Annotated in this window: 22 protein-coding genes; 11 read left to right on the forward strand and 11 right to left on the reverse strand. The window is 68.9% G+C overall.

The features are described 5' to 3' along the window. The first annotated feature begins 123 nt into the window (after positions 1–123). Positions 124–1,509, forward strand: coding sequence for a hypothetical protein (locus tag J7520_RS01810; protein ID WP_291183168.1), 1,386 nt, complete (start codon positions 124–126; stop codon positions 1,507–1,509). A 44-nt stretch (positions 1,510–1,553) separates the two neighbouring features. Beyond that, a complete protein-coding gene (locus tag J7520_RS01815) occupies positions 1,554–3,215 on the forward strand; it encodes an MFS transporter (protein ID WP_291183170.1) in 1,662 nt (553 codons plus the stop codon). 76 nt (positions 3,216–3,291) lie between these two features. Here J7520_RS01815 and J7520_RS01820 read toward each other — a convergent pair whose 3' ends face one another. Continuing rightward, on the reverse strand, positions 3,292–3,546 hold the full coding sequence (locus tag J7520_RS01820; protein ID WP_291183172.1) for a GlsB/YeaQ/YmgE family stress response membrane protein: 255 nt from the start codon (positions 3,544–3,546) through the stop codon (positions 3,292–3,294). 148 nt (positions 3,547–3,694) lie between these two features. After that, positions 3,695–3,979 (reverse strand): hypothetical protein, encoded by a 285-nt coding sequence (locus J7520_RS01825; RefSeq protein ID WP_291183174.1) that lies wholly within the window; start codon positions 3,977–3,979, stop codon positions 3,695–3,697. Positions 3,980–4,137: 158 nt separating this feature from the next. Between J7520_RS01825 and J7520_RS01830 the strand changes: the two genes are divergently transcribed. Next, entirely contained in the window at positions 4,138–4,755 is a 618-nt protein-coding gene (locus J7520_RS01830) for a DUF4126 domain-containing protein (protein ID WP_291183176.1), read from the forward strand. Between the two features lie 122 nt (positions 4,756–4,877). Here the strand turns inward: J7520_RS01830 and rraA are convergent, their stop codons facing one another. The 4 genes from rraA to J7520_RS01850 form a co-directional block, all read right to left on the reverse strand. Then, positions 4,878–5,354 (reverse strand): ribonuclease E activity regulator RraA, encoded by a 477-nt coding sequence (rraA, locus tag J7520_RS01835; RefSeq protein WP_291183178.1) that lies wholly within the window; start codon positions 5,352–5,354, stop codon positions 4,878–4,880. 48 nt (positions 5,355–5,402) lie between these two features. Beyond that, complete coding sequence (locus tag J7520_RS01840; protein WP_291183180.1) at positions 5,403–6,221, reverse strand: L-type lectin-domain containing protein; 819 nt, start codon at positions 6,219–6,221, stop codon at positions 5,403–5,405. After that, the gene (locus J7520_RS01845; protein WP_291183183.1) at positions 6,218–8,551 is read right to left on the reverse strand and encodes a delta-60 repeat domain-containing protein; all 2,334 of its coding nucleotides are present in this window, start codon (positions 8,549–8,551) and stop codon (positions 6,218–6,220) included. Before J7520_RS01845 ends, J7520_RS01840 begins: the two co-directional genes overlap by 4 nt. Before the next feature lie 131 nt (positions 8,552–8,682). Next, positions 8,683–10,974: a serine/threonine-protein kinase gene (locus tag J7520_RS01850; RefSeq protein WP_291183185.1), complete on the reverse strand. Its 2,292-nt coding sequence runs from the start codon at positions 10,972–10,974 to the stop codon at positions 8,683–8,685. A gap of 140 nt (positions 10,975–11,114) precedes the next feature. On the opposite strand from J7520_RS01850, the gene J7520_RS01855 reads away from it, so the two are divergent. Both J7520_RS01855 and J7520_RS01860 read left to right on the forward strand, forming a co-directional pair. Then, positions 11,115–11,933: a rhodanese-like domain-containing protein gene (locus tag J7520_RS01855; RefSeq protein WP_291183187.1), complete on the forward strand. Its 819-nt coding sequence runs from the start codon at positions 11,115–11,117 to the stop codon at positions 11,931–11,933. A gap of 83 nt (positions 11,934–12,016) precedes the next feature. Continuing rightward, entirely contained in the window at positions 12,017–12,646 is a 630-nt protein-coding gene (locus tag J7520_RS01860) for a hypothetical protein (protein ID WP_291183189.1), read from the forward strand. A gap of 51 nt (positions 12,647–12,697) precedes the next feature. On the opposite strand, the gene J7520_RS01865 is transcribed toward J7520_RS01860, so the two are convergent. Beyond that, complete coding sequence (locus J7520_RS01865) at positions 12,698–13,255, reverse strand: ECF-type sigma factor (RefSeq protein WP_291183191.1); 558 nt, start codon at positions 13,253–13,255, stop codon at positions 12,698–12,700. A 341-nt stretch (positions 13,256–13,596) separates the two neighbouring features. Here J7520_RS01865 and J7520_RS01870 point away from each other — a divergent pair, with 341 nt between their 5' ends. Further along, on the forward strand, positions 13,597–14,526 hold the full coding sequence (locus J7520_RS01870; protein WP_291183193.1) for a Dyp-type peroxidase: 930 nt from the start codon (positions 13,597–13,599) through the stop codon (positions 14,524–14,526). Positions 14,527–14,560: 34 nt separating this feature from the next. On the opposite strand, the gene J7520_RS01875 is transcribed toward J7520_RS01870, so the two are convergent. Then, a complete protein-coding gene (locus J7520_RS01875; RefSeq protein WP_291183195.1) occupies positions 14,561–15,601 on the reverse strand; it encodes a LysR family transcriptional regulator in 1,041 nt (346 codons plus the stop codon). Between the two features lie 120 nt (positions 15,602–15,721). On the opposite strand from J7520_RS01875, the gene aceB reads away from it, so the two are divergent. From aceB to J7520_RS01895, 4 genes are all read left to right on the forward strand, one after another. Continuing rightward, entirely contained in the window at positions 15,722–17,320 is a 1,599-nt protein-coding gene (gene aceB / locus J7520_RS01880) for a malate synthase A (RefSeq protein ID WP_291183197.1), read from the forward strand. A 64-nt stretch (positions 17,321–17,384) separates the two neighbouring features. Beyond that, the gene (aceA, locus tag J7520_RS01885; protein ID WP_291183199.1) at positions 17,385–18,686 is read left to right on the forward strand and encodes an isocitrate lyase; all 1,302 of its coding nucleotides are present in this window, start codon (positions 17,385–17,387) and stop codon (positions 18,684–18,686) included. Between the two features lie 306 nt (positions 18,687–18,992). Then, on the forward strand, positions 18,993–20,063 hold the full coding sequence (locus tag J7520_RS01890) for a GGDEF domain-containing protein (RefSeq protein ID WP_291183202.1): 1,071 nt from the start codon (positions 18,993–18,995) through the stop codon (positions 20,061–20,063). 165 nt (positions 20,064–20,228) lie between these two features. After that, positions 20,229–22,877 carry a putative peptide modification system cyclase gene (locus J7520_RS01895; protein WP_291183204.1) on the forward strand — a complete coding sequence of 883 codons (2,649 nt, stop codon included), beginning with the start codon at positions 20,229–20,231 and terminating at the stop codon, positions 22,875–22,877. Between the two features lie 68 nt (positions 22,878–22,945). Here J7520_RS01895 and J7520_RS01900 read toward each other — a convergent pair whose 3' ends face one another. Next, positions 22,946–23,233: an NHLP-related RiPP peptide gene (locus J7520_RS01900; protein ID WP_291183206.1), complete on the reverse strand. Its 288-nt coding sequence runs from the start codon at positions 23,231–23,233 to the stop codon at positions 22,946–22,948. Between the two features lie 204 nt (positions 23,234–23,437). Between J7520_RS01900 and J7520_RS01905 the strand changes: the two genes are divergently transcribed. After that, positions 23,438–24,601 carry a putative peptide maturation dehydrogenase gene (locus J7520_RS01905; protein WP_291183208.1) on the forward strand — a complete coding sequence of 388 codons (1,164 nt, stop codon included), beginning with the start codon at positions 23,438–23,440 and terminating at the stop codon, positions 24,599–24,601. A 124-nt stretch (positions 24,602–24,725) separates the two neighbouring features. On the opposite strand, the gene J7520_RS01910 is transcribed toward J7520_RS01905, so the two are convergent. Together J7520_RS01910 and J7520_RS01915 are read right to left on the reverse strand one after the other, a co-directional pair. Next, positions 24,726–25,307 (reverse strand): nucleotidyltransferase family protein, encoded by a 582-nt coding sequence (locus tag J7520_RS01910; RefSeq protein ID WP_291183210.1) that lies wholly within the window; start codon positions 25,305–25,307, stop codon positions 24,726–24,728. Further along, positions 25,304–26,362: an XdhC/CoxI family protein gene (locus J7520_RS01915; RefSeq protein WP_291183212.1), complete on the reverse strand. Its 1,059-nt coding sequence runs from the start codon at positions 26,360–26,362 to the stop codon at positions 25,304–25,306. The genes J7520_RS01910 and J7520_RS01915 overlap by 4 nt, the downstream gene beginning before the upstream one ends. Positions 26,363–26,413: the final 51 nt, after the last annotated feature.

The following is a 26,413-nucleotide window of genomic DNA, read 5'->3' on the forward strand; positions in this document are numbered from 1 at the left end:
GATACGCGACGCGCGCCGGCGCGGAGGTTCGACTTTGGTCGCGACCACGACCAATGGCGAATGGTCGCTCGCCGGACCGCCGCGCAAGCTGCGGGAACGCTTGGCCGATCGGGAGGGATGGCGATGACCGTCAAGAGAGTGCTCGTCAGGAAAAGTACGCTCGCGCTGGCCTGTCTGCTCGCCCTGCCGGGCGCGGCGCTGGCCGATTCGAAACGCGAGGCGGCGCTGGAGAAACGCGTCGACGAACTGGAACGCCAGTTGCAGGAACTGATGACCGAGGTGAAGGCGCAGCGCAACGCGCCGCCGCAGATCGTGCAGGCGCCGCCACCTCCGCCGCCCGCACCCGCGGCGCCGGCGAAGGAGGCGCCGCCGACCTTCACCACCGCGCCGGGCCTGTCGGTCGCCTTCCACGGCTTCGTCAGCGCGACGGCGTTCACGCAGGACAAGAGCTTCCGCTTCGGCAACGGCCAGAACGCGGAGACGCCGATTCCCGGTTCGCACGGCCGCACCAGCGGCTTCGACGTGCGCAATACGCGCTTCTGGCTCGACATCACCGGCGCGAAGCTCGACGACGACTGGCGCGGCGGCGGCCGCATCGAGATGGACTTCTTCGGCGGCTTCAACGGCACCGGCCCCTACAGCCGGCAGCAGCCGACGCCGCGTCTGCGCCAGGCGTATCTCGATCTGGACAACGCTTCCACCGGCAGCAAGATCCGCATCGGCCAGCAGTGGGACCTGATGTTCCCGCTCGACAACGTGCCGACCTCGCTGTCGCACCTGGCTTTCCCGCTCGGCTACGGCGCCGGCTTCGTCGGCTGGCGCTTCCCCGGCGTGGTGTGGATGCAGGACCTCAACCACGGCGGCGAAGGGACGAAATGGCGCGTCGACGTCGGCGCGTTCGACGGCTCCTGGAACGGGCCCGGCGACAACGTGAATTACCTTTCCGCCGGCAACGCCGACTTCCAGCCGCAGATCGAGGCGCGCATCCGCGCGCAGGGCGAGGACTGGATCGCCTACGCGGCCGGCCACTACAGCAAGGTCGACCTGCGCGGCGTCGACGGCGCCGCGCCGACGCCGATCAAGTCGAGCCTGAAGAGCACCGGCGGCGAAGTCGGCGGCATCTGGAAACCGGGCCCGTGGAACTTCAAGGCGCTGGTCTACGGCGGCAAGGGCCTCGGCCAGATCTTCGGCAACCTGTCGCAGTTCGGCGACATCGGCGAGGTCGGCGGCTTCGCGCAAGCCGGCTACAGCTTCACCAAGCACTGGAGCGCCAATGCGTTCTACGCCTACCAGAAGTCCGACGAGGACGACGTGGTGCGCTGGATCGGCAACGGTTCGACCGGCCTGTTGAAGAGCCGCCAGGCGGCGCTCGGCGTGCAGTACGCCAGCGGGCCATACCAGCTCGGCATCGAATGGCTGCACGCCAAGCTCGATTCGACCAATGCCGCCCTCGAACGCAAGACCACCAGCGGCAACCAGCTCAGCCTGAGCGCGCTGTACACGTTCTGATCGGTCGGCGAGCGATCGGGACCCAATCCTGGGGAAATCACATCATGGCAACCGTGGCATCTTCGATCCCGTCCGGCGGCGGACTCGGCACCAACCACCGGCGCGTCATCGTCGCCTCCAGCCTCGGCACGGTGTTCGAGTGGTACGACTTCTACCTCTACGGTTCGCTCGCCGCGATCATCGGCAAGCAATTCTTCGGCGGCCTCAACGACACCAGCCAGTTCATCTTCGCCCTGCTCGCGTTCGCCGCCGGCTTCGCCGTGCGGCCGTTCGGCGCGCTGGTGTTCGGGCGGCTCGGCGACATGATCGGGCGCAAGTACACCTTCCTCATCACGATCGTGCTCATGGGCCTGTCGACCTTCCTGGTCGGCGTGCTGCCGAGCTACGCGACGATCGGCATCGCCGCGCCGGTGATCCTGATCACCCTGCGCCTGCTGCAGGGCCTCGCCCTCGGCGGCGAGTACGGCGGCGCGGCGACCTACGTCGCCGAGCACGCGCCGAACGGCAAGCGCGGCCTCTACACCAGCTTCATCCAGACCACCGCCACGCTCGGCCTGTTCCTGTCGCTGCTGGTGATCTGGAGCTGCCGCAACTACTTCGGCAAGGAAGCGTTCGAGGACTGGGCCTGGCGCATTCCGTTCTGGGTGTCGGTGATCCTGCTCGGCGTGTCGGTGTGGATCCGCATGCAGCTCAACGAATCGCCGCTGTTCCAGCAGATGAAGGCCGAGGGCAAGCAGTCGAAGGCGCCGATCACCGAGAGCTTCTTCTCCAAGAACGGCAAGATCGCGCTGCTGGCCCTGCTCGGCGCGACCGCCGGCCAGGCGGTGGTCTGGTACGGCGGCCAGTTCTACTCGCTGTTCTTCCTGACCAAGACGCTCGGCATGGACGGCAACCAGGCCGACATCTACATCGCGATCGCACTGGCGCTGGCCACCGCCGGCTTCATCTTCTTCGGCTGGCTGTCGGACAAGATCGGCCGCAAGATCATCGTGCTCGGCGGCTGCCTGCTCGCGGTGCTGACCTACTTCCCGGTGTTCAAGGCGCTCACGCACAACGTCAATCCGGCGCTCGAGGCGGCGGTCGCGGCGGCGCCGGTGACGGTCACGGCCGATCCTTCGCGTTGCGCGTTCCAGTTCGACCCGGTCGGCAAGGCGACCTTCAAGCAGTCCTGCGACATCATCAAGTCGGCGCTGGCGAAGAAGGGCATTCCGTACACCAACGCGCCCGGCGCGGCCGGCAGCATCGCCACGGTCAGCATCGGCGGCGCGACGCTGACCAGCTTCGAGGGTGAGGCGCTGTCGAAGGAGGATTTCAAGACGCAGTCCGACGCGTTCGGCAAGCAGCTCGGCGACGCGCTGAAGAGCGGCGGCTACCCGAGCGCGGCGAATCCGGCGCAGATCAACGCGCCGATGACGGTGCTGCTGCTGACCTACCTGGTGCTGCTGGTCACGATGGTCTACGGGCCGATCGCGGCCTGGCTGGTCGAACTGTTCCCGACGCGCATCCGCTACACCTCGATGAGCCTGCCGTACCACATCGGCAACGGCTGGTTCGGCGGCTTCCTGCCGTTCACCGCGTTCGCCATCGTCGCCGCGACCGGCAACATCTACAGCGGCCTGTGGTATCCGGTGATCGTCGCCGCGATGACCTTCGTGATCGGCATGCTGTTCCTGCCGGAGACCAAGGACGTCGACATCACCAAATAGTCCCGTCCTTTCGCGCAGAAAAAAAAAGGGCCGGAATTCCGGCCCTTTTTCGTTGCGGCTTGCGACCGCGCGACGATCAGGCTCGTTTGAACAACCCGATCAGGAACAACAAGATCACGGCGCCGATCAGCGCGTTGATGATCGCGGCGATGATTCCGCCGCCGATGGCGAGACCGACCTGCGGCAGCAGCCAGCCGGCGATGAACGCGCCGATGATGCCGACGACGATGTTGCCGACCAGGCCGAAACCATGCCCCTTGACGATCTGCCCCGCGAGCCAGCCCGCTACCGCACCCACAATCAGGAAGACGAGAATCGCTTCGATGCCCACGCCAACCTCCCGCGATGATGTCGCTCGTGCGACCGCCGGATTGTGCCGCAGTCCAGTGACAGACGCATGGTGCGGCGCAGTGAAGCGCGCGCGTCGGTGACGAAAACGGAGGCGGGAGCGGCGGCCGCGTGCCGGTGCGGCGCCTCTCTCAGGACGCGTCGTCGTCGCGTCCGGCGGGAGCGCGCGTGGGCGCGGCGCGGGAATCGGGCGCCGCGCCGCGCGGCTTCCTCAGCGCGACGAGTTCCTCCACCGAGGCCATCGCCGTATCCGGCCGCGCGTTCTCGGCGATGCGGTCGGCGGCCAGGCCCAGCACGAAACCGATCGTGCCGATGAAGCCGAGCAGCAGCCCGATGCCGAGCAACCCCGGCGACTTCGCGATGAAGGCGAGCGCGAGTCCGAGCAGGGCCAGCACGAGCAGAATCCAGCGGAGCATGGGAGAGGCGAGGGCCGTGGCGGGAGCGTCACGCTAGCAGAAACCCGCTGCGGCGCAGCGCCGCCGATCGGTCCGCCGCTGCCGATCGTTCGCCGGCCGGTGCAACGGATCGTTAAGCTGGTACGTCGTAGCATCCGCCTTCGCGGAGGACATCCCCCATGGACTCGTTGTCGCAACTCGCTCTCGCCGGCGGTCTGGCCTGGGCCAGTGGCATCCGGCTGTACGTGACGATCTTCATCGTCGGCCTGCTCGGGCGCTACGGCTACCTGCAACTGCCCGAGCAGCTGGCCGTGCTGCAGCACGCCTGGGTGCTGGTCGCGGCCGGCGTGATGGCGGTGGGCGAGTTCCTCGCCGACAAGCTGCCGGGCTTCGATTCGGTGTGGGACGCGTTGCACACCTTCATCCGCATTCCGGCCGGCGCATTCCTCGCCTGGGGCGCGATGGGCGATTCGACCCCGGCGGCGCAGATGGCTGCGGCGATCGTCGGCGGCCTGATCACCAGCGGCACGCATCTGGCCAAGAGCGGCGGGCGCGCCGCGATCAATACCTCACCGGAGCCCTTCACCAACTGGACCGCCAGCGCCGGCGAGGACGGCCTCACGCTCGGCGTGTTGTTCCTCGCGATCCAGCATCCGCTCCTGCTGCTCGGCGCGCTCGCGCTGTTCCTGCTCGTGCTGATCTGGTGGCTGCCGAAGCTGTTCCGCTTCCTCTCGCGCATCCTGCGCCGCTTGAACGGACGCGACACGGCGGCGCTGCCGAGCCCTGCGCCGCGGTAGCGGAAGGCGAAAAAGCCGGACGCGGATCAGAGCGCAAAAGGCACGGACAAGAAAAAGGAAATCTTCCGCTCCATCCGCGCTTCTTGCGCCCTGATCCGCGTCCGGCTTCCTGCTTTCCCCGCTCAATACAGCGCGCGATCGGCGACGACGATGCCATCGGCGTCGGCGTAGAGCCAGGCACCGGGCGCGAAGCGGACGCCGGCGAATTCGACGATGCGCCCGGCGTGTCCGGAGTGCAGCCCCTTCTCGCTCCTGCGCGGATGCGTCGCCAGCGCCTTCACGCCGATCGCCAGCGCGGCGAGTTCGGCGCGGTCGCGCACGCAGCCGTGGACGAGGACGCCGGCCCAGCCGTTGTTCACGCCGAGCATGCCGAGCTGGCCGCCGACCAGCGCGCAGCGCAGCGAACCGCCGCCGTCGACGACCAGCACGCGGCCTTCCCCGGGCCGCTCCAGGGTCGCGCGCACGAGCGCGTTGTCCTCGAACACCTTCAGCGTCGCGATCGGCCCGTGGAAGGCGCCGGCGCCGCCGTAGTCGTGGAAGACCGGCGCGCAGACCTGCAGGTCCGGATGCGCGTCGCAGAGGTCGGTGGTGGCGAACATTCGGGCGGGCTCCGCTGCACGCCGCCTGGCGCGGACGCGATCGCGATGCTACCAGTCCTCCTGGCCCTCGCCGGCGAACGTCGCCCGCTCGAAGCCGTCGTGGAAGATGCGGTCTTCGCCGATCGGTGCGTAGGCGTCGACGAAGCGCCAGCGGAGAATGTCGTGCGCCTCGTACGATCCGCCGGTCGCGGCGGTGAATCCGGCGAACGCGGTGGTGCCGCCGAGGGTGGCCGGCAGATCGAGCAGGTAGGACATGCGCCTGCCCGCGGGACGCTCGGGAGTGCGGCTCGCGCGGACTTCGAGCGTCGCGCCGTCGTAGTCGATCCAGGCGTACCAGATCCCGCCGTCGTTCAACGGCGCTTCCGCGATCGTTACCGCACGCAGCGAATCGGTCGAGCCGTCGAGATCGACGCCGAGATGGTTGCCGTTCGGTTCGGTGGCGGACGTGGACAGGGTGAAGGTGTCGAACTCGATCCCGAGGCTGTTGGCGATGCCTCGATAGCCCAGCCCGTCGCCGCCGTCGCCGGTGGCCGTCGCCGCCAGCGGCTGCAGCACGAACACGAAGCCGTCGGCGCCGAGTCCGGAGTCGTCGGCGAACGGACCGCCGCCGTCGTGAAGGCGGAACGAGAACGCGGTGCTGAAGGCGGCATCCGCGCCGAGCGCGATCGGCACGACCGGAAACGCGCTGCCGTCGCGAAGCTCCAGTGCGGGGGTCAGGCGCAGAACGTCGTCGACGCAGACCGCGTCGTGATTGAGCTGCAGCGTCGAGCAGTCGCCGAAGTCGGCGAAGTCGACGACGGTGGCCGCGGTCGTCGGGAACGACGCGAGCAGGGCGGCCAGCGTGCCGGCGAAGGGGCGTGATTTCACGGGAGTTCCTCGGCAGATCGATGCGGGAGGTGCGGATCGAAGCCGTCCGCGAAGATCGGATCGACGAAGCGCGACGGCAGCGCGGCCAGCCCCTTGCGCCGCTGCCCGCCGATGACGTCGAAGGAGCCGCCGGCGACGAGGTTGCCGGCGGCGTCGAACGCGAGCGCGGCGATGCCGGAATTCGCGCCCGGATTCCAGTCGGGATCGGCCGCGCCGTCGGCGGGCAGGAGCTTGGCGACGAAGTCGCGATCCGTGCCGCCGATGTGCTGGAAGAATCCGGCGGCGTAGACGTCGCCCTGTGCGTCGACGACGAGCGCGTTGACGGCGTCGCCGGCGGACGCGTTCCAGTTCGCATCGGCGCTGCCGCCGGCCGACAGTTTCGCGATGCGGTCGCGTGCCTGTCCGCCGATGCGGCTGAACGCGCCGCCCACGAAGAGGTTGCCGAAGGCGTCGAGGGCGAGCGCGCCGACGTCATCGTCTGGTGACGGATTCCAGCTCGTGTCGACCGCCCCGGTGACGGAAAGCCGGGCGAGGCGGCTGCGTGCCTCTCCGCCGACGGTCGAGAAGTAGCCGCCGACGTACAGCGTGCCGCTCGTCGTCAGCGCCAGCGCCACGACGCTGCGGTCGGCCGATGCGGCCCAGGACGGATCGGCGAGGCCGCTGGCGGCGAGCCGCGCCAGGCGGTTGCGTGCCGCGCCGCCGATGCGACCGAACGCGCCGCCGACGTAGACGTTCCCGGCGCCGTCGGCGGCGAGCGCGGCGACGCTGTCGTCGGCGGACGGGTTCCAGGCCGGATCGACGGCGCCACCGCTGCCCGCGAGCTTGGCGATGCGGCCGCGTTCGAGGCCGCCGATGCGCAAGAAAGCGCCGCCGGCGTAGACGTTGCCTGCGCCGTCGCCGCCGAGCGCCAGCACGACGTCGTCCGGCGCCGGATTCCAGCCGGTGTCGAGCGTGCCGTCGGGTTTGACGCGCAGCAGGTTCTTGCGCGGCAGGCCGTCCGCTTTCTGGAACGCGCCGCCGACGATCAGGCCGCCGTCGGGCTGGCGCCACAGCGCGTTCACCTGCGGCGGCGTCTCCGCGTCGACCGCCGCGCCGACCGTGCCGGCGGCGGAGACGACCGCGAAGCCGAGTCGCGCCGCGCCACCGATCTCGCCGAAGATGCCGCCGGCGTAGACGCGATCGGCGCTCGTCGCCAGCGCCGAGACGTGGTCGTTCGCGCCGACGTTCCAGCTCGAATCGACCGCGCCGCTGCCGGATGCGGCGAGCCGCACGAGACAGGCGTGCGCGTCGCCGTCGACCGTGGTGAAGCCGCCGCCGGCGTAGAGGCGACCGTCGGCATCGAGCGCGATCGCGTCGACGAAGACCGGATCGCCGCCGCGCTCGAAGCGTGGGTTCCAGGTCGCATCGGCACGGCCGTCGGCGAGCAGCCGGGCCAGTCCGGTGCGCGGCTGCGCGCCGATGTCGCTGAACGAGCCCGCGACGTAGAGATGTCCGCCGGCGTCGCCGACGAGGGCCGCGACGTCGCGATTGGGACGCGGATTCCACGCGGCGTCGGCCGCGCCCGGGCCGCTGACGGACAGCTTGGCGAGGTTGCGCCGGCTCTGGCCCCCGATCGAGGTGAACCAGCCGCCGGCGTAGACGGAGCCGGCCGGGTCGATCCAGATCGCGCTGACGGTTCCGTCGGGCGCCGGATCCCACAGGGGATCGACCGTGCCGGCGGCGGTGGCGGAGAGCTTGGCGAGACTCGCGCGCGACTGCCCGCCGATGCGACCGAAGCCGCCGCCGGCATAGAGGGCGCCGTCGCGGTCGAGGGCGAGTGCGCGGACGTAGCCGTCGGCGGACGGGTTCCATTCCGCATCGGCTGCTCCACTGCCGCTGCCGGACAGCTTGGCGAGGTTCTGTCGCGCCTGTCCGCCGATGTGCGTGAAGGTGCCGCCGACGTAGACGTCGCCGGCGGCATCGGCGGCCAGGGCGCTGACGGTGCCGAAGGACAGCGAGCCACCGCTGTTGTCCGGCGCCGGATTCCAGGTCGGGTCGAGCGTGCCGTCCGGCCGCAGCTTGGCGAGATAGGAACGCGGCGTGCCGTTGACGGAGGAGAAGTTTCCGCCGAACACGACGCTGCCGTCGGGCAGACGCACGATGTCGAGCACCTGGCCGTTGGTCGCGATGTTGAGGTTCGGCCGTCCCAGGGCGGCGGGCGTCTGCGCGCCCGCCGACGCCGCCAGGCAACAGAGCGAGGTCAGCGCCCAGCGCGCCCAGCGCCGCGGAGATTTCCGCCGCGCGCGCGCCGCCGCGCCGGGAACCGGCGTGCCGCTCGAGCTTCCGAACATGATTCACCCCTTTTCTTCGCGCACGACGCGGCGCGAGTTCGGAGGAGATGGCGCGAAACGGCGCCAGCCTGTCGCACGACGCGTTCGATCGTTCGAAGCGGAATGCCGGCGCTGCGCGCCGGTCGCATCCGTCAGTGCGTGCGTGCCGCGATTTCGGTCGCCGCCGCGAGCGTCGCCCGCGCCTTTTCCTGCCGGCCGGGTTCGAGCGACTTCGCGCGCGCGTACACCGCCAGCGCGATCTTCGCTTGCGCGGCCGCCGCCGGCGCATCGCCGCCGGACAGGAACACGGCGGCGGCGCGCTCGTGTAGGTCGCCCAGATCGGCGTCGTCTTCGGCGAGCAGGCCCGGCGCCAGGCGCAACGCTTCACGCATGCTGCCGCCGGCGTCGACGTGGCGGTCGACGCCCGCGTAGTACTCGGCCAGGCTGGTCAGCGGCCGCACCAGTTGCGGCCAGTCCGGCCCCATGACCTTGCGCTTGAGCGCGACGGCACGTTCCTGCAGCGGCACCGCCTCGGCGAGTCGATCGAGCTTCTGCAGCAGGCGCGCCTGGTTGTTGAGGTTCACCGAGATGGCCAGCTCGGGCATCGGCACGACCGACTCGAACAGGCGCGTCGACCGCGCGAAGGCGTCCTGCGCGGCGTCGAACCGACCGAGGCCGACGCGGATCGCGCCGAGGTTGGACCAGGTCGTGGCCAGGTTCGACGGATCGACGCCGCTGGCGCTTTCCTGCAGGCGCAGCGCTTCCTCGACGAACGGCAAGGCTTCGGCCTGCCGCCCCGTGCCGCCGAGCACGACGCTGTAGTCGCTCAGGTTCGTCGCGCGCTGTTGCAGGTCGCACGGATCGCGCCGGCACGCGGTCATGGCCTGCTGCACGAGACGCTCCGCGGTCGCGGCGTCGTCGCGCCGCCACGCGAGCATTCCCTGGAGGTCGAGCGTGGAGGCGTACTCGGTGCCGCCGCTCGGCGCGAACAGTACCGCCGCGCGCGCCAGCTGCTGCTCGGCTTCGTCGAGGCGGTCGAGATTGGTGTAGGCCTCGCCGAGGATCTTGCGGATGCTCGCTTCCAGTTCGGGCTGATCGGAGAGCTTGGCCGGAATCTGCAGGGCTGCGTAGTCGAGCGCGTCGACCAGCCGAACGGACTGATTGCTGACGCGCGGATCGGAGTAGCCGATGATGCTGACCAGGAACTCGTTCGCGCGTTCGGCGCGTTCCGCCGCGGCGCGCGCGCGCTGCGCCTGATACAGCGCGGCGGCGCCGCCGAGTACGAGCGCACCGAGCGCGGCGCCGGCACCGGCGACGGCCCAGCGGTTGCGCCGCGCGAACTTCGCCGCCCGGTAGCCGAACCCGCCCGCGCGCGCCTGCACGGGACGGTGCGCGAGCCAGCGCTCGAGATCGTCGGCGAAGGCGCGCGCCGAGTCGTAGCGGCGGTGCGGCTCGGCTTCGAGCGCCTTCAGCACGACGCGATCGAGATCGCCGCCGAGGCGCTTTTTCCACTCGACCGCGGCGCGCGGCGGTAGCGCCAGCGCCTGCGCGTCCACGCGCGCGCTCGGCCGCGTCGGCGACGACGCTTCGATGCGCCGCATCCGTTCGGTCGGCGCGACGCCGGCGTGCAGCATGCGGCCGGTCAGCAGTTCGTCGAGCACGAGGCCGAGCGCGTAGACGTCGCAGGCCGTGGTCAATGGCCGATCGAGCAGCTGTTCCGGGCTGGCGTACTCGGGCGTCAGCGGCATCAGGCCGGTGCGCGTCGCGCCGGCGAGGCGGCCGTCGAGCGATTTGGCAATGCCGAAGTCGAGCAGCTTGGCCTGGCCCTGGGCGTCGACGAGGATGTTCGCCGGCTTGATGTCGCGGTGGATGATCAGCGCGCGGTGCGCGGCGTCGACCGCCGCCAGCACTTGCAGGAACAGCTCGATGCGCGAACGCAGGTCGAGCGCGCGCGTGCGGCACCAGGCGTCGATGCGTTCGCCGTCGACGTATTCCATCACCACGTACGGTTGTCCGTGCGGCGTGGCGCCGCCGTCGAGCACGCGCGCGATGTGCGGATGATCGAGCCAGGCGAGGAACTGGCGTTCGCTTTCGGCGCGGCGGATCGAGTCGGCGTCGCCAAGCACGCTGGCCAGTACCTTGATCGCGACGCGCTGTTCGAACGCGCCGTCGCGGCGTTCGGCCAGCCAGACCTGGCCCATGCCGCCGCGGCCGAGCGGTTCGAGCAGCCGGTACGGCCCCAGTTGCGTCGGCGTCGATGCGGCTTGCGGCTCCAGGAATCCGGCGCTGGCCCCGTGTGCGTCGAGCAGGCGCAGCGCCGCGGCGCATTCGGCCGGGCTCGCGGCGGCGGCTTCGATCCAGGTGCGCCGCTCCGCCTCGGGTCGCTCCAGCGCAGCCTCGAACAGCTTCAGGGCGACGACGGAGTCGTTCGCTGCGGTCGTCATGGATCCCCTTCCCGTCGGCGTGTGCGACACCCGGCGTCGATTCTGCGCCTCTCCGCACAGTGCCGCGAGTTCCGCATCCGCCGTCGGCAACCGGCGAGGCGGAGTTCGCGCAACGACCTCCCACGACGACGAGAAGCCCCGTGCGCAGCTCCCACACCGCAGTCCTGTTCGTTCTCGCGGTCGCCGCATCGACCGCGGTCCTGCATTGGTTCACGCGCGACGGCGATCCGGCGCCGGAGCGTTCGTTCGCGGCCGCCGCGCGAATGCCGAACGCGCCGCCCGGCTATCCGATGCCTTCGGCTCCTCCGGCATACGGCGCGCCGCCGCCGTCGTTCGCCGCTCCGTCCGCGCCGCCGGGAATGGCGCCGCCGCCGGCGTCCTTCCCGTCCGGCCAGCCGATGAATTCGCGCAGCGGTCCGCTGCCGGCGAATCCGGATCCGCGCGTGCCAGTCGAACGCCAGGATTTCGGTGTTCCGCCGACTGCCGAACTGCACGCCGGAGCGATGCACGGACCGACGCCGGCGTCGGTCCCAGGCGGCCAGGTGGTCACCACGCCGGGCCTGGTCGCCCTGCTCGGCGACCGTTCGCTCGGCGCGCGCGTGTTCGACGTGCTCGGCGGGCCGGAGACCTTGCCCGGCGCGATCGCGGCCGTGCCGGCGAGCCAGCCCGGCAGCTTCCAGGACGCGACGCAGCAGCAGTTCGGCCAGTTCCTGCAGCAGACCACGCAAGGCCGGCGCGACGTGCCGCTGGTGTTCTATTGCGCCTCGTCGCAGTGCTGGATGTCCTACAACGCCGCCCTGCGCGCGATCCGTCTCGGCTACACGAACGTGCTCTGGTATCGCGGCGGCCTGGAAGCGTGGCAGGCCGCAGGCCGGCCGACGCAGCGCGCGCAGCCCGCATCGATGGCGCCGGGCGCGGCGTCGCCCGTGGCCGATCCGCGCGCCGGCTGGAACCGGTGACGCGGCGGCGTGCGACACGGGCGCGCCGTTTCGCGCCATCCCGACGAACCTCGATTCGCAAGGCCGTCCCGGAGGACACCGACATGTTCCGTATCGCCGCAATCCTGCTCACCGTCTCGTTCGCTTCCGCAGTCTCCGCCCAGGTCCAGTACGGCGGCTACGACCTCGGGCCCGACTACGGTGCGATGATCCGGCAGGTGCAGCAACAGCAGCAGGCGATGAACGCGCAAATGCAGCAGCGGACGCAGACCCTCGTCGCGCAGGCGATGCAGGATCCGCAATGCCAGGCCATGTACCGGCAGCATCTCGCGAACGGCGGCAGGCTGTCGTTCCCCGATTTCGCCTACCAGTATCTGGCGACCGGGCATTTCAGCGCGCCGGGCATCGCCCGCTATCGCCAGACGGAAGGGGACAACCAGCGTCGCGAGAGGGCCGCCTACGCCGGCGTGCGCGAGGCCGAGCGGAACCTCTCCAACGCGATTGCCGACGGCAACGCGCACTTCTCCGACAACCAGGCGTCCTTCCGCCAGGTGCTCGGCGGCGAGCGCACCTGGGTCGATCCCGGCAACGGCAATCGCGTTTCGCTGCCTTACGTCGGCGACGCCGCGCCGTACACCGACCAGAACGGCTACGTCTATCAGCGCGACGTCGACGGCCGCTATTTCGTGCGCGATCCGAACGGCGACGTGTACGAGATGACGCCCGAGCAGTGACGTGAGCCTCGGCGTTCCCCGCGCCGTGCACGGCACACGATCGTCGCCGGCTCAGGCGAGCGCCTGATACAGGAAGGTGCGCGCGACGTCCCAGTCGCGCTGCGCCGTCGCGCGCGAGATGCCGAGCACTTCGGCGATGTCGCTCATGTCCAGGCCGCCGAAGTAGCGCAGCTCGACCACCTGCACCTTGCGCGCGTCGAACGCCTGCAATTGCTCCAGCGCTTGTTCGAGCGCGAGCAGATCGACGCTGTTTTCCTCGCCGGTCGTCAGCGAGGACAGCGTGACCGCTTCGCGCGCGGGACCGCCGCGCTTGGCCGCGTCGCGCTGGCGCGCGTGGTCGATCAGCACCTGGCGCATGCGCCGCGCCGCGATGGCGAAGAACTGGCGGCGGTCGGCCGGCGCCAGCGTGTCGTCGCCGTCGAGCCGCATCCACGCCTCGTGCACCAGGGCGGTCGGCGACAGGGTGTGTCCTGCACGTTCGCCGCGCAGATGGCGCGCCGCGATCGCGCGCAGTTCGGCGTAGACCAAGGGCAGCAGTTCGGCCTCGGCGCGCGATTCTCCGCGCGACAATCTGTGCAGAAGCGAGGTGATTGCGTCGGATTCGGCCACCGTCCGGTTCCCTGGCGCAGACCGGGCGATTGTAGCGGCGGTCGCGCCGCGTTCGGCGACCGGCGCGGCGGCATGCGGCATCCACGCCTCGTCGCACGCCCGTGCCGGCGCACGGTCCCCGTCTCGCGCCCGAAGGCACGGCGTTCGTCGACGGCCGTCCGCGCGGGCAGGGGCTGAAGAGTTTTTCGTCACCGAACAGCGGTTGCGGCCGGGCCTGTATCGAACCGACGGATGCGCCGCGCGCCCATGGCGAGCATCGGGGCGATCCGGCCCACCTCGGCCGTTGCTTTGCCACCCCACCTTCGCCGATGCTCGGAAGCGCCAATGAGGAGGAAATTGGGATGCCTACCGTCATCGCGCAGCCGGTCGTCTCCGGACTCACGCGCGCCGCGATTTTTCTGGTCGTCACGCTGAAGCCGGCGCCGCGCGGCGACGAGGCCGTGAAAGCGCTCTGCGGCGACCTCGCCTCGCTGACGCGGGCGGTCGGCTTCCGCGATCTGGTCGGTGGCCTCAGCTGCGTGATGGGCTTCGGTTCGGCCACCTGGGACCGGCTGTTCGGTGCGCCGCGACCGGCCACGCTGCATCCGTTTCGCGAGATCGAGGGCAAGCATCGCGCCGTCTCCACGCAGGGTGATCTGCTGTTCCACATCCGCGCCGCGAGCCCGGACCTGTGCTTCGAACTGGCGACGCAGATCATGATGCGCCTCGGCGATGCGGTCGCCGCGACCGACGAGGTGCACGGCTTCAAGTACTACGACCAGCGCGACCTGCTCGGCTTCGTCGACGGCACCGAGAATCCGGTGAACCAGGAGGCCGTCGACGCGGCGATCATCGGCGAGGAAGACCCGACGTTCGCCGGCGGCAGCTACGTCATCGTGCAGAAATACCTGCACGACCTGAAGGCGTGGGAGGCCGTGCCGGTGGAGCAGCAGGAGCGGATCATCGGCCGCAAGAAACTGTCCGACATCGAGTTCGCCGATGCCGCCAAGGCTTCGTACGCGCACAACGTGCTGACCTCGATCGAGGAGAACGGCGAAGAGGTGAAGATCGTGCGCGACAACATGCCGTTCGGCGAAGTCGGCAAGGGCGAGTTCGGCACCTACTTCATCGGCTATGCGCGCTCTCCGGCGCGGATCGAGAAGATGCTGACCAACATGTTCGTCGGACTGCCGCCGGGCAACTACGATCGGCTGCTCGACTTCAGCCGGGCAGTGTCCGGTTCGCTGTTCTTCGTGCCGTCGGCCACGTTCCTCGACGGCGTCGCGGCGTAGTCCGGCGCCTGCGGAGGCGCATTCGCGGACGCGCTCAGCGTTCGGAGTGGCCGGCTTCCCAGTAGTCGCGCCGCGCGAACAGATCCGGCCGCACCAGGTCGATGAACGCGCGCGCCTCGGCGCTGAGGTACTTGCCCTTGCGCACGACGACGCCGTAGCTGCGCTGCGGGAAGTACGCGCTCATGTTGCGCACGGCCAGTCGCTCGCGATCGTCCTCGCCGATGCAGATGCCGGTGACGATCGAGACGCCGAGGCCCATCGCGACGTACTGCTTGATGACTTCCCAGCCGCCGACCTCGATGGCGACGTGATACGGCACCTTGCGCTTCTGGAAGATCAGGTCGACCAGCCGATAGGTGGTCAGCCGCTTGGGCGGCAGGATCAGGCCGTACGGCGAGACGTCCTCCAGCGTGATCTCGGGCCTGCGCGCCAGCGGGTGGTCGAGCGGCGTGATCAGCATCGGATCGAAGTGGTACAGCGGTTCGTAGGACAGGTCGTTCGGCACGTCGAGCATCGAGCCGACGGCGAAGTCGACCTGGTCCGAGCGCAGCAGGGCGAGGCCGTCGGTGCCGGTCACGTTGTGCAGGTTCAGCGGGATGTCCGGATGGCGCGCACGAAACGTGGCGACCATGTCCGGCAGCAGGTACTGGATGGTCGAGTTGCCGCAGGCGATGTCGAGGCTGTCGTGGCCGAGGCCGCGGGTGCGCGCGCGGAACGCGTCGTCGAGCGCGTCGAGGCCTTCGATCAGCGGCTGCGCCAGCTCGTACAGCGCCTGGCCTTCGCGCGTCAGCACGACGCGCCGGCGGCGGCGCTCGATCAGGCGCGCGCCGAGCTCTTCCTCCAACGCGCGCAACTGCAAGCTGACCGATGGCTGCGACAGGAACAGTGCCTCCGCCGCGCGCGACAGCGTGCCGAGCTTGGCGATCATGCAGAACGCCCGCAACTGCTTGACGCGGCTGCCTTTGTAATAGAAGCGCGTGGTCGGTGCCGCGGTCTCGGCCGAAGCCGCCGTGCCGCGGTTCTTCGTCGACGCGCGCCGTGCTCCGCGGCGCGGGGTTTGCTCGGAATTCGCCATGGCGACCAGACGCTTATAGATACATTGACAATGCTAATGCTTTTCATTGAAACATATGTTTTGTCAAAAGATGATCCTTCGGCCTAGGCTTGTTGCAGAGCATCAAAGCAGGGCCGTCCGATGGCAATTCCGCAGCAGGTGATGCGCTCGGCATCGCCGGAAGTCACGCCCCCCCTCAGCGCGGCGCAGTCCGAGGTGCTCGGCACCGATGCACTGGCCTTTCTCGCCGATCTGCACCGGCGCTTCGAGGTGACGCGGCGCGAGCTGCTCGCCGCGCGCAAGACGCGCCAGGCCCGCTTCGATGCCGGCGAGCTGCCGGACTTCCTGCCCGAGACCCAGGCGATCCGCGACAGCGACTGGATCGTCGCGCCGATTCCCGCCGCGCTGCAGGACCGCCGCGTGGAGATCACCGGGCCGGTCGACCGCAAGATGATCATCAACGCGCTGAACTCCGGCGCGAAGGTGTTCATGGCCGACTTCGAGGATTCGACCGCGCCGAGTTTCGACAATCTGCTCGACGGCCAGCGCAACCTGCGCGACGCCGTCGCCGGCCGCATCGAGTTCACCTCGCCCGAGGGCAAGCACTACGCGGTCAAGCCGGATCCGGCCGTGCTGATGGTGCGTCCGCGCGGCTGGCATCTTCCGGAACGGCACGTGCGCGTCGACGGCGAAGCGATGTCCGGTTCGCTGTTCGACTTCGGCCTGTTCGCGTTCCACAACGCGAAGGCGCTGCACGCGGTCGACCGCGGCCCGTACTTCTATCTGCCGAAGATGGAAAGCCATCGCGAGGCGGCGCTGTGGAACGCGGTGATGGAGCACGCCGAGGATGCGCTCGGCCTGCCGCGCGGCGCGATCAAGGCCACCGTGCTGATCGAGACGCTGCCGGCCGTGTTCGAGATGGACGAGATCCTGCACGCGCTGCGCGCGCGCATCACCGGCCTCAACTGCGGCCGCTGGGACTACATCTTTTCCTACATCAAGACGCTGCGCGCGAAGCGCGAACGCGTGCTGCCCGAGCGCGGCCAGGTCGCGATGACGGTGCCGTTCCTGAAGCACTACTCCGAACTGCTGATCAAGACCTGCCACCGCCGCGGCGCGTTCGCGATGGGCGGCATGGCGGCGCAGATTCCGATCAACCACGACGCCGCCGCGAACGAGGCCGCGCTGGCCAAGGTGCGCGCCGACAAGCTGCGCGAGGTCGAGGCCGGCCACGACGGTACCTGGGTCGCGCATCCCGCGCTGGTCGCGGTCGCGCGCGAGGTGTTCGACGCGCACATGCCGACGCCGAACCAGCTCGGCGTCGCGCGCGCCGACGTCGTCGCCGATCGCCAGACCCTGCTCGAACCGAGCGCCGGCACGATCACCCGCGCCGGCTTCGCGGCGAATATCGAGATCTGCCTGCGCTATCTCGCCGCGTGGATCGACGGCCAGGGCTGCGTGCCGATCCATCACCTGATGGAAGACGCGGCGACCGCCGAGATCTCGCGGGCGCAGCTGTGGCAATGGCTGCATCAGCCGGGCGTGACGTTCGACGACGGCAGCGCGATCGACCTCGACGCCTTCGCCGCCGATCTGGCCGAAGCGCGCCGGCGCCTCGGCGCGACATCGATGCCGGGCCAGAACCGCGTCGACGAGGCGGCCGACCTGCTCGACGAGCTGACGCGCGCCGACGCGCTGGCCGATTTCCTGACGCTGGCGGCGTACGAGCGGCTGCCGTAAGCGGCGGCGACTGCCGCTCCTCCTTCCCATCCACGTTCTCTCCCCACCACGACGAGATCCCGCCATGAAGAACACGCTTCCCACGGCCGAACAGATCAAGCTCGACTGGACCAACAACCCGCGCTGGGCCGGCATCCGCCGCAACTACACGGCCGAGGACGTCGTACGCCTGCGCGGCACGGTGCACGTCGAGCATTCGCTGGCGCGCCTGGGCGCGGAGAAGCTGTGGAAGTCGCTGCACACCGACGACTTCGTCAACGCGCTCGGCGCGCTGACCGGCAACCAGGCGATGCAGCAGGTCAAGGCCGGCCTGAAGGCGATCTACCTCTCCGGCTGGCAGGTCGCGGCCGACGCGAACCTCGCCGGGCAGATGTATCCGGACCAGTCGCTGTATCCGGCCGATTCGGTGCCGGCGGTGGTCCGGCGCATCAACAACGCGCTGCTGCGCGCGGATCAGCTTCATCACGCGGAGGGCGACGACAGCGTCGACTTCCTGCAGCCGATCGTCGCCGACGCGGAAGCCGGCTTCGGCGGCGTGCTCAATGCGTTCGAGCTGATGAAGGCGATGATCGAAGCCGGCGCCGCCGGCGTGCACTTCGAGGACCAGCTCGCCAGCGTGAAGAAGTGCGGCCACATGGGCGGCAAGGTGCTGGTGCCGACGCGCGAGGCGGTCGAGAAGCTCAACGCCGCGCGCCTCGCCGCCGACGTGCTCGGCGTGCCGACCCTGCTGGTCGCGCGCACCGACGCCGAAGCCGCCGACCTGCTGACCAGCGACATCGACGCGAACGACCGGCCGTTCACTACCGGCGAGCGCACGGTCGAAGGTTTCTACAAGACGAAGAACGGCCTCGACCAGGCGATCAGCCGTGGCCTCGCCTATGCGCCGTACGCAGACCTGGTCTGGTGCGAAACCGGCAAACCGGACCTGAAGTTCGCCAAGGCCTTCGCCGAAGCGATCCACAAGGAATTCCCGGGCAAGCTGCTCGCCTACAACTGCTCGCCGTCGTTCAACTGGAAGAAGAACCTCGACGACGCGACGATCGCGAAATTCCAGAAGGAAATCGCCGGCTACGGCTACAAGTTCCAGTTCATCACGCTGGCCGGCTTCCACGCGCTGAACTACTCGATGTTCAACCTCGCCCACGGCTATGCGCGCCGTCAGATGAGCGCGTTCGTCGAATTGCAGGAGGCCGAGTTCGCGGCGGCCGAGCGCGGCTTCACCGCGGTCAAGCACCAGCGCGAGGTCGGCACCGGCTATTTCGACGCGGTCACGCAGACGATCCAGCAGGGCCAGTCCTCGACCACGGCGCTGAAGGGTTCGACCGAAGAGGAACAGTTCCACGGCGGGAAGTCGCAAGCCGCCTGACGATGCGGGCCTGCGCTCGCGGAGCGCAGGCCGCCGGCATCGGAACGAGCGGGGGAGGGAGAGGAAGGACCCGACAGCCGGGGTTCGCTGCGGGTTCAACTGTTCCGATGCCGGGGCTGCAAGGCTCCAGACGCGCAGGCGCGTCGGAGCGTCGCAAACGATTTCACGGCGACGATTCGACGGTGCCGCCGCCGGGAGGCTGCCGGCGCGGTACCGGTTTCCCGGGGAGTCGGCCGCGCCGCCGATATGTGCCGGTCGTCACATGGGTTAACATTGCCGACTCGACGAGCCGCGAGTGGGGGTTCGGTGGCCAGCGTCAAGGAAGAGCTTTCCAACGTGATCGCGGATGCCGTCGCAGCCGCGTCTCCGCGTGCCGGCGTGCAGCCACGTCAGCTCTCCGAAGAGGAACACGCGCTGTTCGCGCGCACCGGCCAGCACCGCGAAGTCGCGCCCGGCGAGGTCATCTTCCGCCGCGGCGAACTCGGTCGCAGCATGTTCGTCGTCGAGTCCGGCCAGATCCAGCTCGAATTCGGCGACGGTCTTCCCGACAAGCTGATCGGCCCGCGCGAATTCTTCGGCGAGCTGGTGCTGTTCGTCGGCAGCCACACCCGCGTCGCCAACGCCGTGGCGGTGACGCCGACCGGCCTGCACATCGTCGAGCACGACGCGTTCGAAAGCCTGCTCGACACGGAGCCGCGCCTGATCGCGCAGTTCATGCGGCGCTCGTTCTCCTATCTCGTCGCCAGCGAACAGCAGCTGATCCAGGGCCTCAAACGGCGCAACGAAGACTTGATGGTCACGCTCGACTCGTTGCGCCAGGCGCGCACGCAACTGACGACCGCCGAACGCCTCGTGCAGACCGACGAACTGACCGGCCTGTGCAACCGGCGCGGCCTCTACATGTATCTGGAACGCCTGCACCAGCAGCGCCTGCCGGAAACCGTGCTCGGCCTGCTGCTGGTCGACCTCGACCACTTCAAGCAGATCAACGACCGCTGCGGCCACCTGATCGGCGACCAGGTGCTGCGCGCGATCGCCGAGGAAGTGCAGAGCGCGGCCAGCTCCACCGACGTGCCCTGCCGCCTCGGCGGCGACGAGTTCGCGCTGCTGATGCAGATCACCGGCGAAGAGGAGCTGCGCGCGCGCGCGACCCAGATCATCGCCGCCGTGCACGCGCTGCGCTTTCCCGGCGTCGGCGAAGGGCTGGTCGTTTCGGTCAGCATCGGCGCCAGCCTGTGCGCGGACGGCATCGACTGGGCGGTCTGGTACAGCGACGCCGATGCCGCCCTGTACGAAGCCAAGGGCCGCGGCGGCGACGGCTACGAAGTGAACCATTCGGGCGGGCTGGCCGACGGAATGCTGCCGCAGCTGGCCTGAGTTTCCGCGACGGTTGGCGCGAGAATTGCTGTCCTGTCGGTACTTGCCGCGTTTCAACGTATCGGAAAGGATGAGCACGGATGCGAGCGGTGGCGCCTGGCACGCCATGCGCGCAAGATCACGTCGCGTCGTCGCCGGACGCCGGGGGGAACCAGCAGTCGAACCATGAACGCGCTCGCACAATCCGCACCGCCCATCGCGCAGCCGGCCACCGTGCCGTTGCTGCGCACGCTCGTGCTCTGCGATCTCGTCGATTCGACCGCCCTGGTCGGACGCCTCGGCGACCAGCGCGCCGCCGAGCTGTTCCGCAAGCACGACCGCGCGGTGCGCGATCTGCTGCAGACGCACGGCGGCCGCGAGATCGACAAGACCGACGGTTTCCTCGCCATGTTCGAGCGCCCGATCCAGGCGGTCGCGTTCGCGCTCGACTACCAGCGCCAGCTGCGTCGGCTCGGCGAGGACGAGCGCAATCCGCTGGTCGCGCGCGTCGGCGTCCACGTCGGCGACGTACTGACCTGGGACAACACGCCCGACGACGTCGCCAAGGGTGCCAAGGCGACCGAAGTGGAAGGCCTGGTCAAGCCGATCGCCTCGCGCCTGATGCAGCTCGCGCTGCCGGGCCAGACCCTGCTTTCCGGCGTCGCCTATTCGCTCGCGCATCGCGCCCAGGGCGAACTCGGCGAACGCCTCGCGACGGTGCGCTGGCGCACGCACGGCCGCTATCAATTCAAGGGCGTCCCCGATCCGATCCCGGTGTTCGAGGTCGGCGAGGAAGGCCTCGCTCCGCTCAAGGCGCCGCCGTGGTCCGGCAAGGCGCACCGCGAAGTGCCGTTCTGGCGCCGCCCGGCGAGCCTGACGATCGAACTCGTCCTGCTCGCGATCGTCGCCGCGATACCGCTGTGGTACCTGCTCAAGCCGGCGCCGGCGATCGCGTTCGCCAATCGCGACTGGGTCGTCGTCGGCGATCTCAAGAACCTCACCGGCGAATCGAAATTCGACGAGTCGCTGCAGACCGCGTTCCGCATCGGCCTCGAGCAGTCGCGCTACGTCAACGTGCTGTCGGACCTGAAGACGCGCGAGACGATCAAGCTGATGCGGCGCGATCCGGAAAAGACCTCGGTCGATCGCGCCGTCGGCTCCGAGATCGCAATCCGCGACGGCGCGCGCGCGCTGATCCTGCCGACCATCGCCGAGATCGGCGGCCGCGTGCGCGTGACCGCCGAGGTGATCGACCCGAACACGCAGACGACGGTGTACTCCGAATCCGCCGACGGGGTCGGCGAGCCGTCGGTGCTGCCTTCGCTGGACAAGGTCAATCAGCAGCTGCGCGTGCGGCTCGGTGAGGCGCTGGCGACGGTGTCGAACGAGTCGCGGCCGTTGGAAAAGGCGGCGACCAAGGATCTGGAAGCCCTGCGTGCCTACTCGCTGGGCCGACGTGCCTACAACTCGGGGGACATGAAGGAGGCGCTCGAACTGCTGCGGCAGGCGACGAAACTGGATCCCGACTTCGCCCTGGCCAGAACGACGATCGCGAGCATCCATTTCAACGTCGGCGAGAACACCGAGGCGCTGAAGGAAATCGACAGGGCGATGGCGGCACGCGATCGCCTGTCGCCCCGCGATACGCTTTTCGTGGAAGCCCGACGAGCCCAGTTCGGTTCTCCGGCGGCGGCTCTGGAGAAGTGGAAGGCACTCTCGAAGCTGTATCCGGACTTCGCCATTGCGCGAGGGTGGTTCGGCTACATGTCGTGGCAGTACGCCAACCGGTTCGACGATGCCATCCAGGCGTACCTCGACCTGAATTCTCCGCAGAACCCCGACTCGGGGTTGAGGGACGCCACGCTGGGCGTCTGGTACCTGGGGCAGGAAAAGTACGACGAGGCGCGGCGGCGCCTGACGAACTGGTCGCAGCTCGGATTCGCGGAGTCCCGGGCCGCCGTCGACGCCGCGCAACGGCAGTTCGACAAGCTGGATTCGATTCTGAAAAGCAACAAGAACGTGGACGTCGTCGGCGAAGACGTGACCACGCAGAACGCGCGCGTGGCGTTCGCGGTCGATCAGGGACGCTGGAACGAAGCCTGGAAAACCCTGGCCAAGAGCAAGTCGGAACTCGCACCGGAAAGAGCCCGGAGTCTGCGCAAACTGCGCGGCATCGAAGTGAGCTTGCGGACGCTGATGGGCGAGGACGATGCCGTCGAGCAGCTGCGGACGTTCATCCAGGAAGAAAAGCTCGCGCTCGAAAAGGAAAAATATCTCGACCGCACCGAGACGATCTTCCATCTGCTTTTCGCGGGCTATCTCGCCGCGACGAAAGACGACGTGAAGCTCGCGCAGCAGGCCATTGCGCAGATCGGCCCCGAAGCCGCGAGCGGCGAGTATCCGGTCCTGAGCCGAATGCTGGCGGCGACGCAGGCCGAAATCGCGCGGGCGAACGGGAAGCCCGAGGAAGCGATCCGTCTCTTGCAGGCTTCGCCGCTCGACGACAGCGAGCTCTTCGTCACGCGCGTCGCTCTGATGCATGCATACGCGGCCAAAGGGGACACGGCCGCGGCCTTGAAGCAGGCGGAGTGGCTGGCGAAGCGCCGCGGCCGGGCCTACACGGAGTACAACGCCGACTGGGTGGCCCGCCCATTCAACGTGGCCCAGTCCGATCTGGCACTCCTGAGCAGCGCCGAATTCTCCGCCGCGCTCGGCGACGCGAAGCAGGCGCGCGCATCATTGAGCGCGTTCACGCAGGCATGGCCGACGGCAAGAGAGTCCAAGCCGGTTTCGGCGCGCATTCAAAAGATCGAGACGCAGCTCGCGGGTTCCTGAAACCATGCGAACTGAAAGATCGATTTTTCCGTCGAATTAATTTTTATAAAGGTATAAATAAGCCCGTTCTATTGGTCCGAGCTGTCGATATGGACGGCGGGAACGCGGAACGAGCCATATACTTGAATGATGTCCTCGTCCAATTGCCGATTCGCGGCGAGGAAAGTCTCCTTGCTTCCGAGGCGCTTGGACATCAGGCAGCTCGCCTTCAAGTTCACGACGACGTGAAACGGAATGCCCAGCTCGACCAGCGCGGCTGCGGGCTTGTCTTCGTATCGGCGACGAAATTCGTCGTTCGTTGCGAGCTCGTGAATCAGCTTACGACACTGTTCGACGGTCAGCGTGGCGTCACTCATCGGATAAAACCCCTGGATTCAGCGAAACGTCGTTCTCCGAATGACGTTTCGCAATGATCGAAAAATCGCGTCGCGACTCAAAGTGTAGCCGCGCCGCGATCTGCGCGCCAATGTGTTGGGGGAAGTCGATCTCCCTTCCGCGAATGCAGTGATGTCTTTCGGTCGTGCTAGCCTAGCCGACCGTCCGAGAAAGAATGTCAGGCCATGCGCGTCCGTCGTTGCGCCATTGTCACCATCGAGCCGCGCGAACGACTGGCGTTCGATCTCGCGCTGGTCGTGGAAGGCGGCACCGGCCTGCATTCGGTCGTCGAGTGGGCAGCGTCGGCGCCTCACGTGGACGAGGAAATCGTGCTCACGCTGGAAGAGGTCGCACTGCTCGGCCAGCTGTCCCCGTCACGATGGAGCGACTTCGAAGAACTCGCGTCGGTGCACTCGCGTGACGTGTTGGAGTCCCTGGTGCACAAGCGGCTTCTCGTCGTCGAGGCCGAAAAGGAAAGCGTGCGCGAGCAGATTTTGCGGGACACCCATTGGCGTCCCGCTTCCGCAGCAATGCACTATGCGTCGCGCTGGCGAGGAATCGATACCCAGCTGATGGAGCGGGAGTTCAAGGAATATGCGCAAAGCAGCGTGCTCGCGCAGTTGGGTCCGCCTCCGCCGCCGGTTCGAGAACGCGTCCCGGCAGAGCAGCGCACCGCATTGCCGCCTGCCGAACCCACACCCTTCGACGCCTTGCTGCTCAAGCGCGTCACCTGCCGCAACTACGATCGTTCGCGTGAACTCGCGCTCGCCGATTTCTCGTCGGTGCTGTTCCGCACCTTCGGCGCGCGCGCCGTCGTCGAGACGGCGCCCGGCGTGCGCCTGCTGAAAAAAGGCGTGCCTTCCGCCGGTGGCTTGCATCCGACCGAAGCCTACCTGCTCGTGCAGCGTGTCGAAGGCGTCGCGCCGGGTCTGTATCACTATCACCCGGTCGATCACGCGCTGGAACCGATCCGTGCGCTGTCGGCGGATGAAGCGACGGAGCTCGCCAGGCGTTTCGTCGCGGCGCAGGCCTACTTCGTCGACGCGCACGTGATGGTGATTCCCGCCAGCCGCTTCCGCCGCAACTTCTGGAAGTACCGCAATCATGCGAAGGCGTACCGAGCGCTGACGCTCGACGTCGGCTACCTGTCGCACACGATCTATCTTTCCGCGACCGAGCTCGGCCTGGCCGCGTTCATCACCGCGGCGATCAACGAGATCGACATCGAAGAGGCCTTCGGCCTCGACCCGTTGGAAGAAGGTCCGCTCGCGGTGTGCGGCTTCGGCATCCGCGCCGCCGAGCGCAAGGAAGTCGAGTTCGATCCGCTGCATGCGGTGTGGCCGGACTGAGGTCGACTGCGCTGTTCCTCCAGTCGGAGTTCACCGTGCGGTGCGGCCGCAAAGCCGAACATCGGTCGGGCCGAATCTGCATTTTTCCATCACCAGCGGATTCTTCGAGACTCCCTACGCGGGCTCACCGGATCGCATCGAGATCGATCGACGTATCGAGATCGTGCGCGAGCGACGGTGCCTCAACGGCAACGACGTCGCGTGCGCGCAGCAGTTCGCGCGCGCCGACGTCGCCGCGCAATCGCATGAGATCGTCGAACCACGCGCGCGGAAGCAAGGCCGGCACGCCGAGCACGTCCGCGTAGGCGCTCGCGGCGGCGCGCCGCGGCTGTGCGCGCCAGGCTTCGCAGAGGGCGAGCAAATGGTCGGACCGCAGCGCCGGCTGATCGGTCAAGGCGATCAATGCGCCGTCGCAACGCGTATCCAGCGCCGCGACGCCGGCGCGCAACGAGGTCGACATGCCGCTCGCGTGATCCGCGGCGACGACGCTCCGCAACGGCAATCCATCCAGCGCGGCGTGCAGGCGCTCGGCGCCGTGACCGAGCACGACGACGCAGTCCAGCGGCACCGTCGCCAGTAATGCGCGCGCGGCGCGGCGCAGCAGTGGCTCGCCGTCGATCTCGATCAGCTGCTTGGCCCGCCCGAGCCGACGCGAGGCGCCGGCGGCGAGCAGGATCGCGCCATGCCTCGGCGCGGCGCGACTCATGCACCGTCGCGCCGCGTGAGCGCGCCTTGCAACTGCGCGACGATCGCCAGCGCGATCGCTTCGGCGCCTTCGCCGCCGAGCGGCAGGCCGACCGGCGCATGCAGACGCGGCCGCAGGCGCGCGGCCGCGTCGGGACCGATCTCCGCCAGCAAGTCGTCGCGGCGCGCGGCGGGACCGAGCAGGCCGACGTAGCCGATCGTCGTCGCGGCGAGACGGGTCAGGCCGCGCGCGTCGAGCAGGTAGTTGTGGTTCATCACCAGCGCGGCGTCGAAATGCGTGCCGTCGAGCAGGGTGGGCAGCGTGTCCGGCCCGCCGCCGTGCAGGCGATCGATGCCGCACCCTTCCGCGAAGCGCGCCCAGCGCTGTCGATGCTCGGCCAGTTCGACGCGCCAGCCGAGCATGCGCGTCAAGCGCAGCAGCGGGGGTGTTTCCGGGCCGGCGCCGAGCAGCAGTACGCGCGGTGCCGGGCGCACGACGAGCGCGATCGGCTCGTTCGGCGATCCAGGGTCGTCGTTCTTCGCCGTGCCGCGCGCGTCGAAGCGATGCCGGCGTGCCTCGGCCGCCGCGCCGTGGATGCGCGCCTCGCCGCCGCCGATGAAGTCCGTGGCATTGTCGAGCAGGAGTTCGAGCGCCGCTCCGAGCTCGTCCGCCTCGATCAGCGCTTCGCGCAGCGGCGATACCGCCGCCGGCAGCGGCAGCAGCCGCACGCGCGTCGAGCCACCGCAGCCTGTGCCGCTGCCGAACACGCGATCCTCATCGCCGCTGGTGTCGAAGCGCAGGTCGGTGGCGAACCCGCGCTCGAGCACGGCGCGTGCGGCGGTTTCGAGTTCGCCTTCGAGACAGCCGCCGGACAGCGCACCGACGTGCACGCCGTGCGCATCGAGCAGGATCAACGCGCCCGGCTTGCGGTAGGTCGAGCCGGTGGTTTCGACGACCACCGCGAGTACGCCGGCTTCGCCGCGCGCGGCCAGCGCGCGCGCGCCTTCGACGACGGCGCGCAGGCCGCCGAGCGGTGTCGTCGCGTCGACCTGTGCGGATGCGGGATCGTGCGTCACGAAGTACCTCGTTCAACATGGTGGAAGCCGCGCCGGTGAGCGTCGTTCGCA

The organism is Dokdonella sp. (assembly GCF_017744955.1).
Taxonomy (GTDB): domain Bacteria; phylum Pseudomonadota; class Gammaproteobacteria; order Xanthomonadales; family Rhodanobacteraceae; genus Dokdonella_A.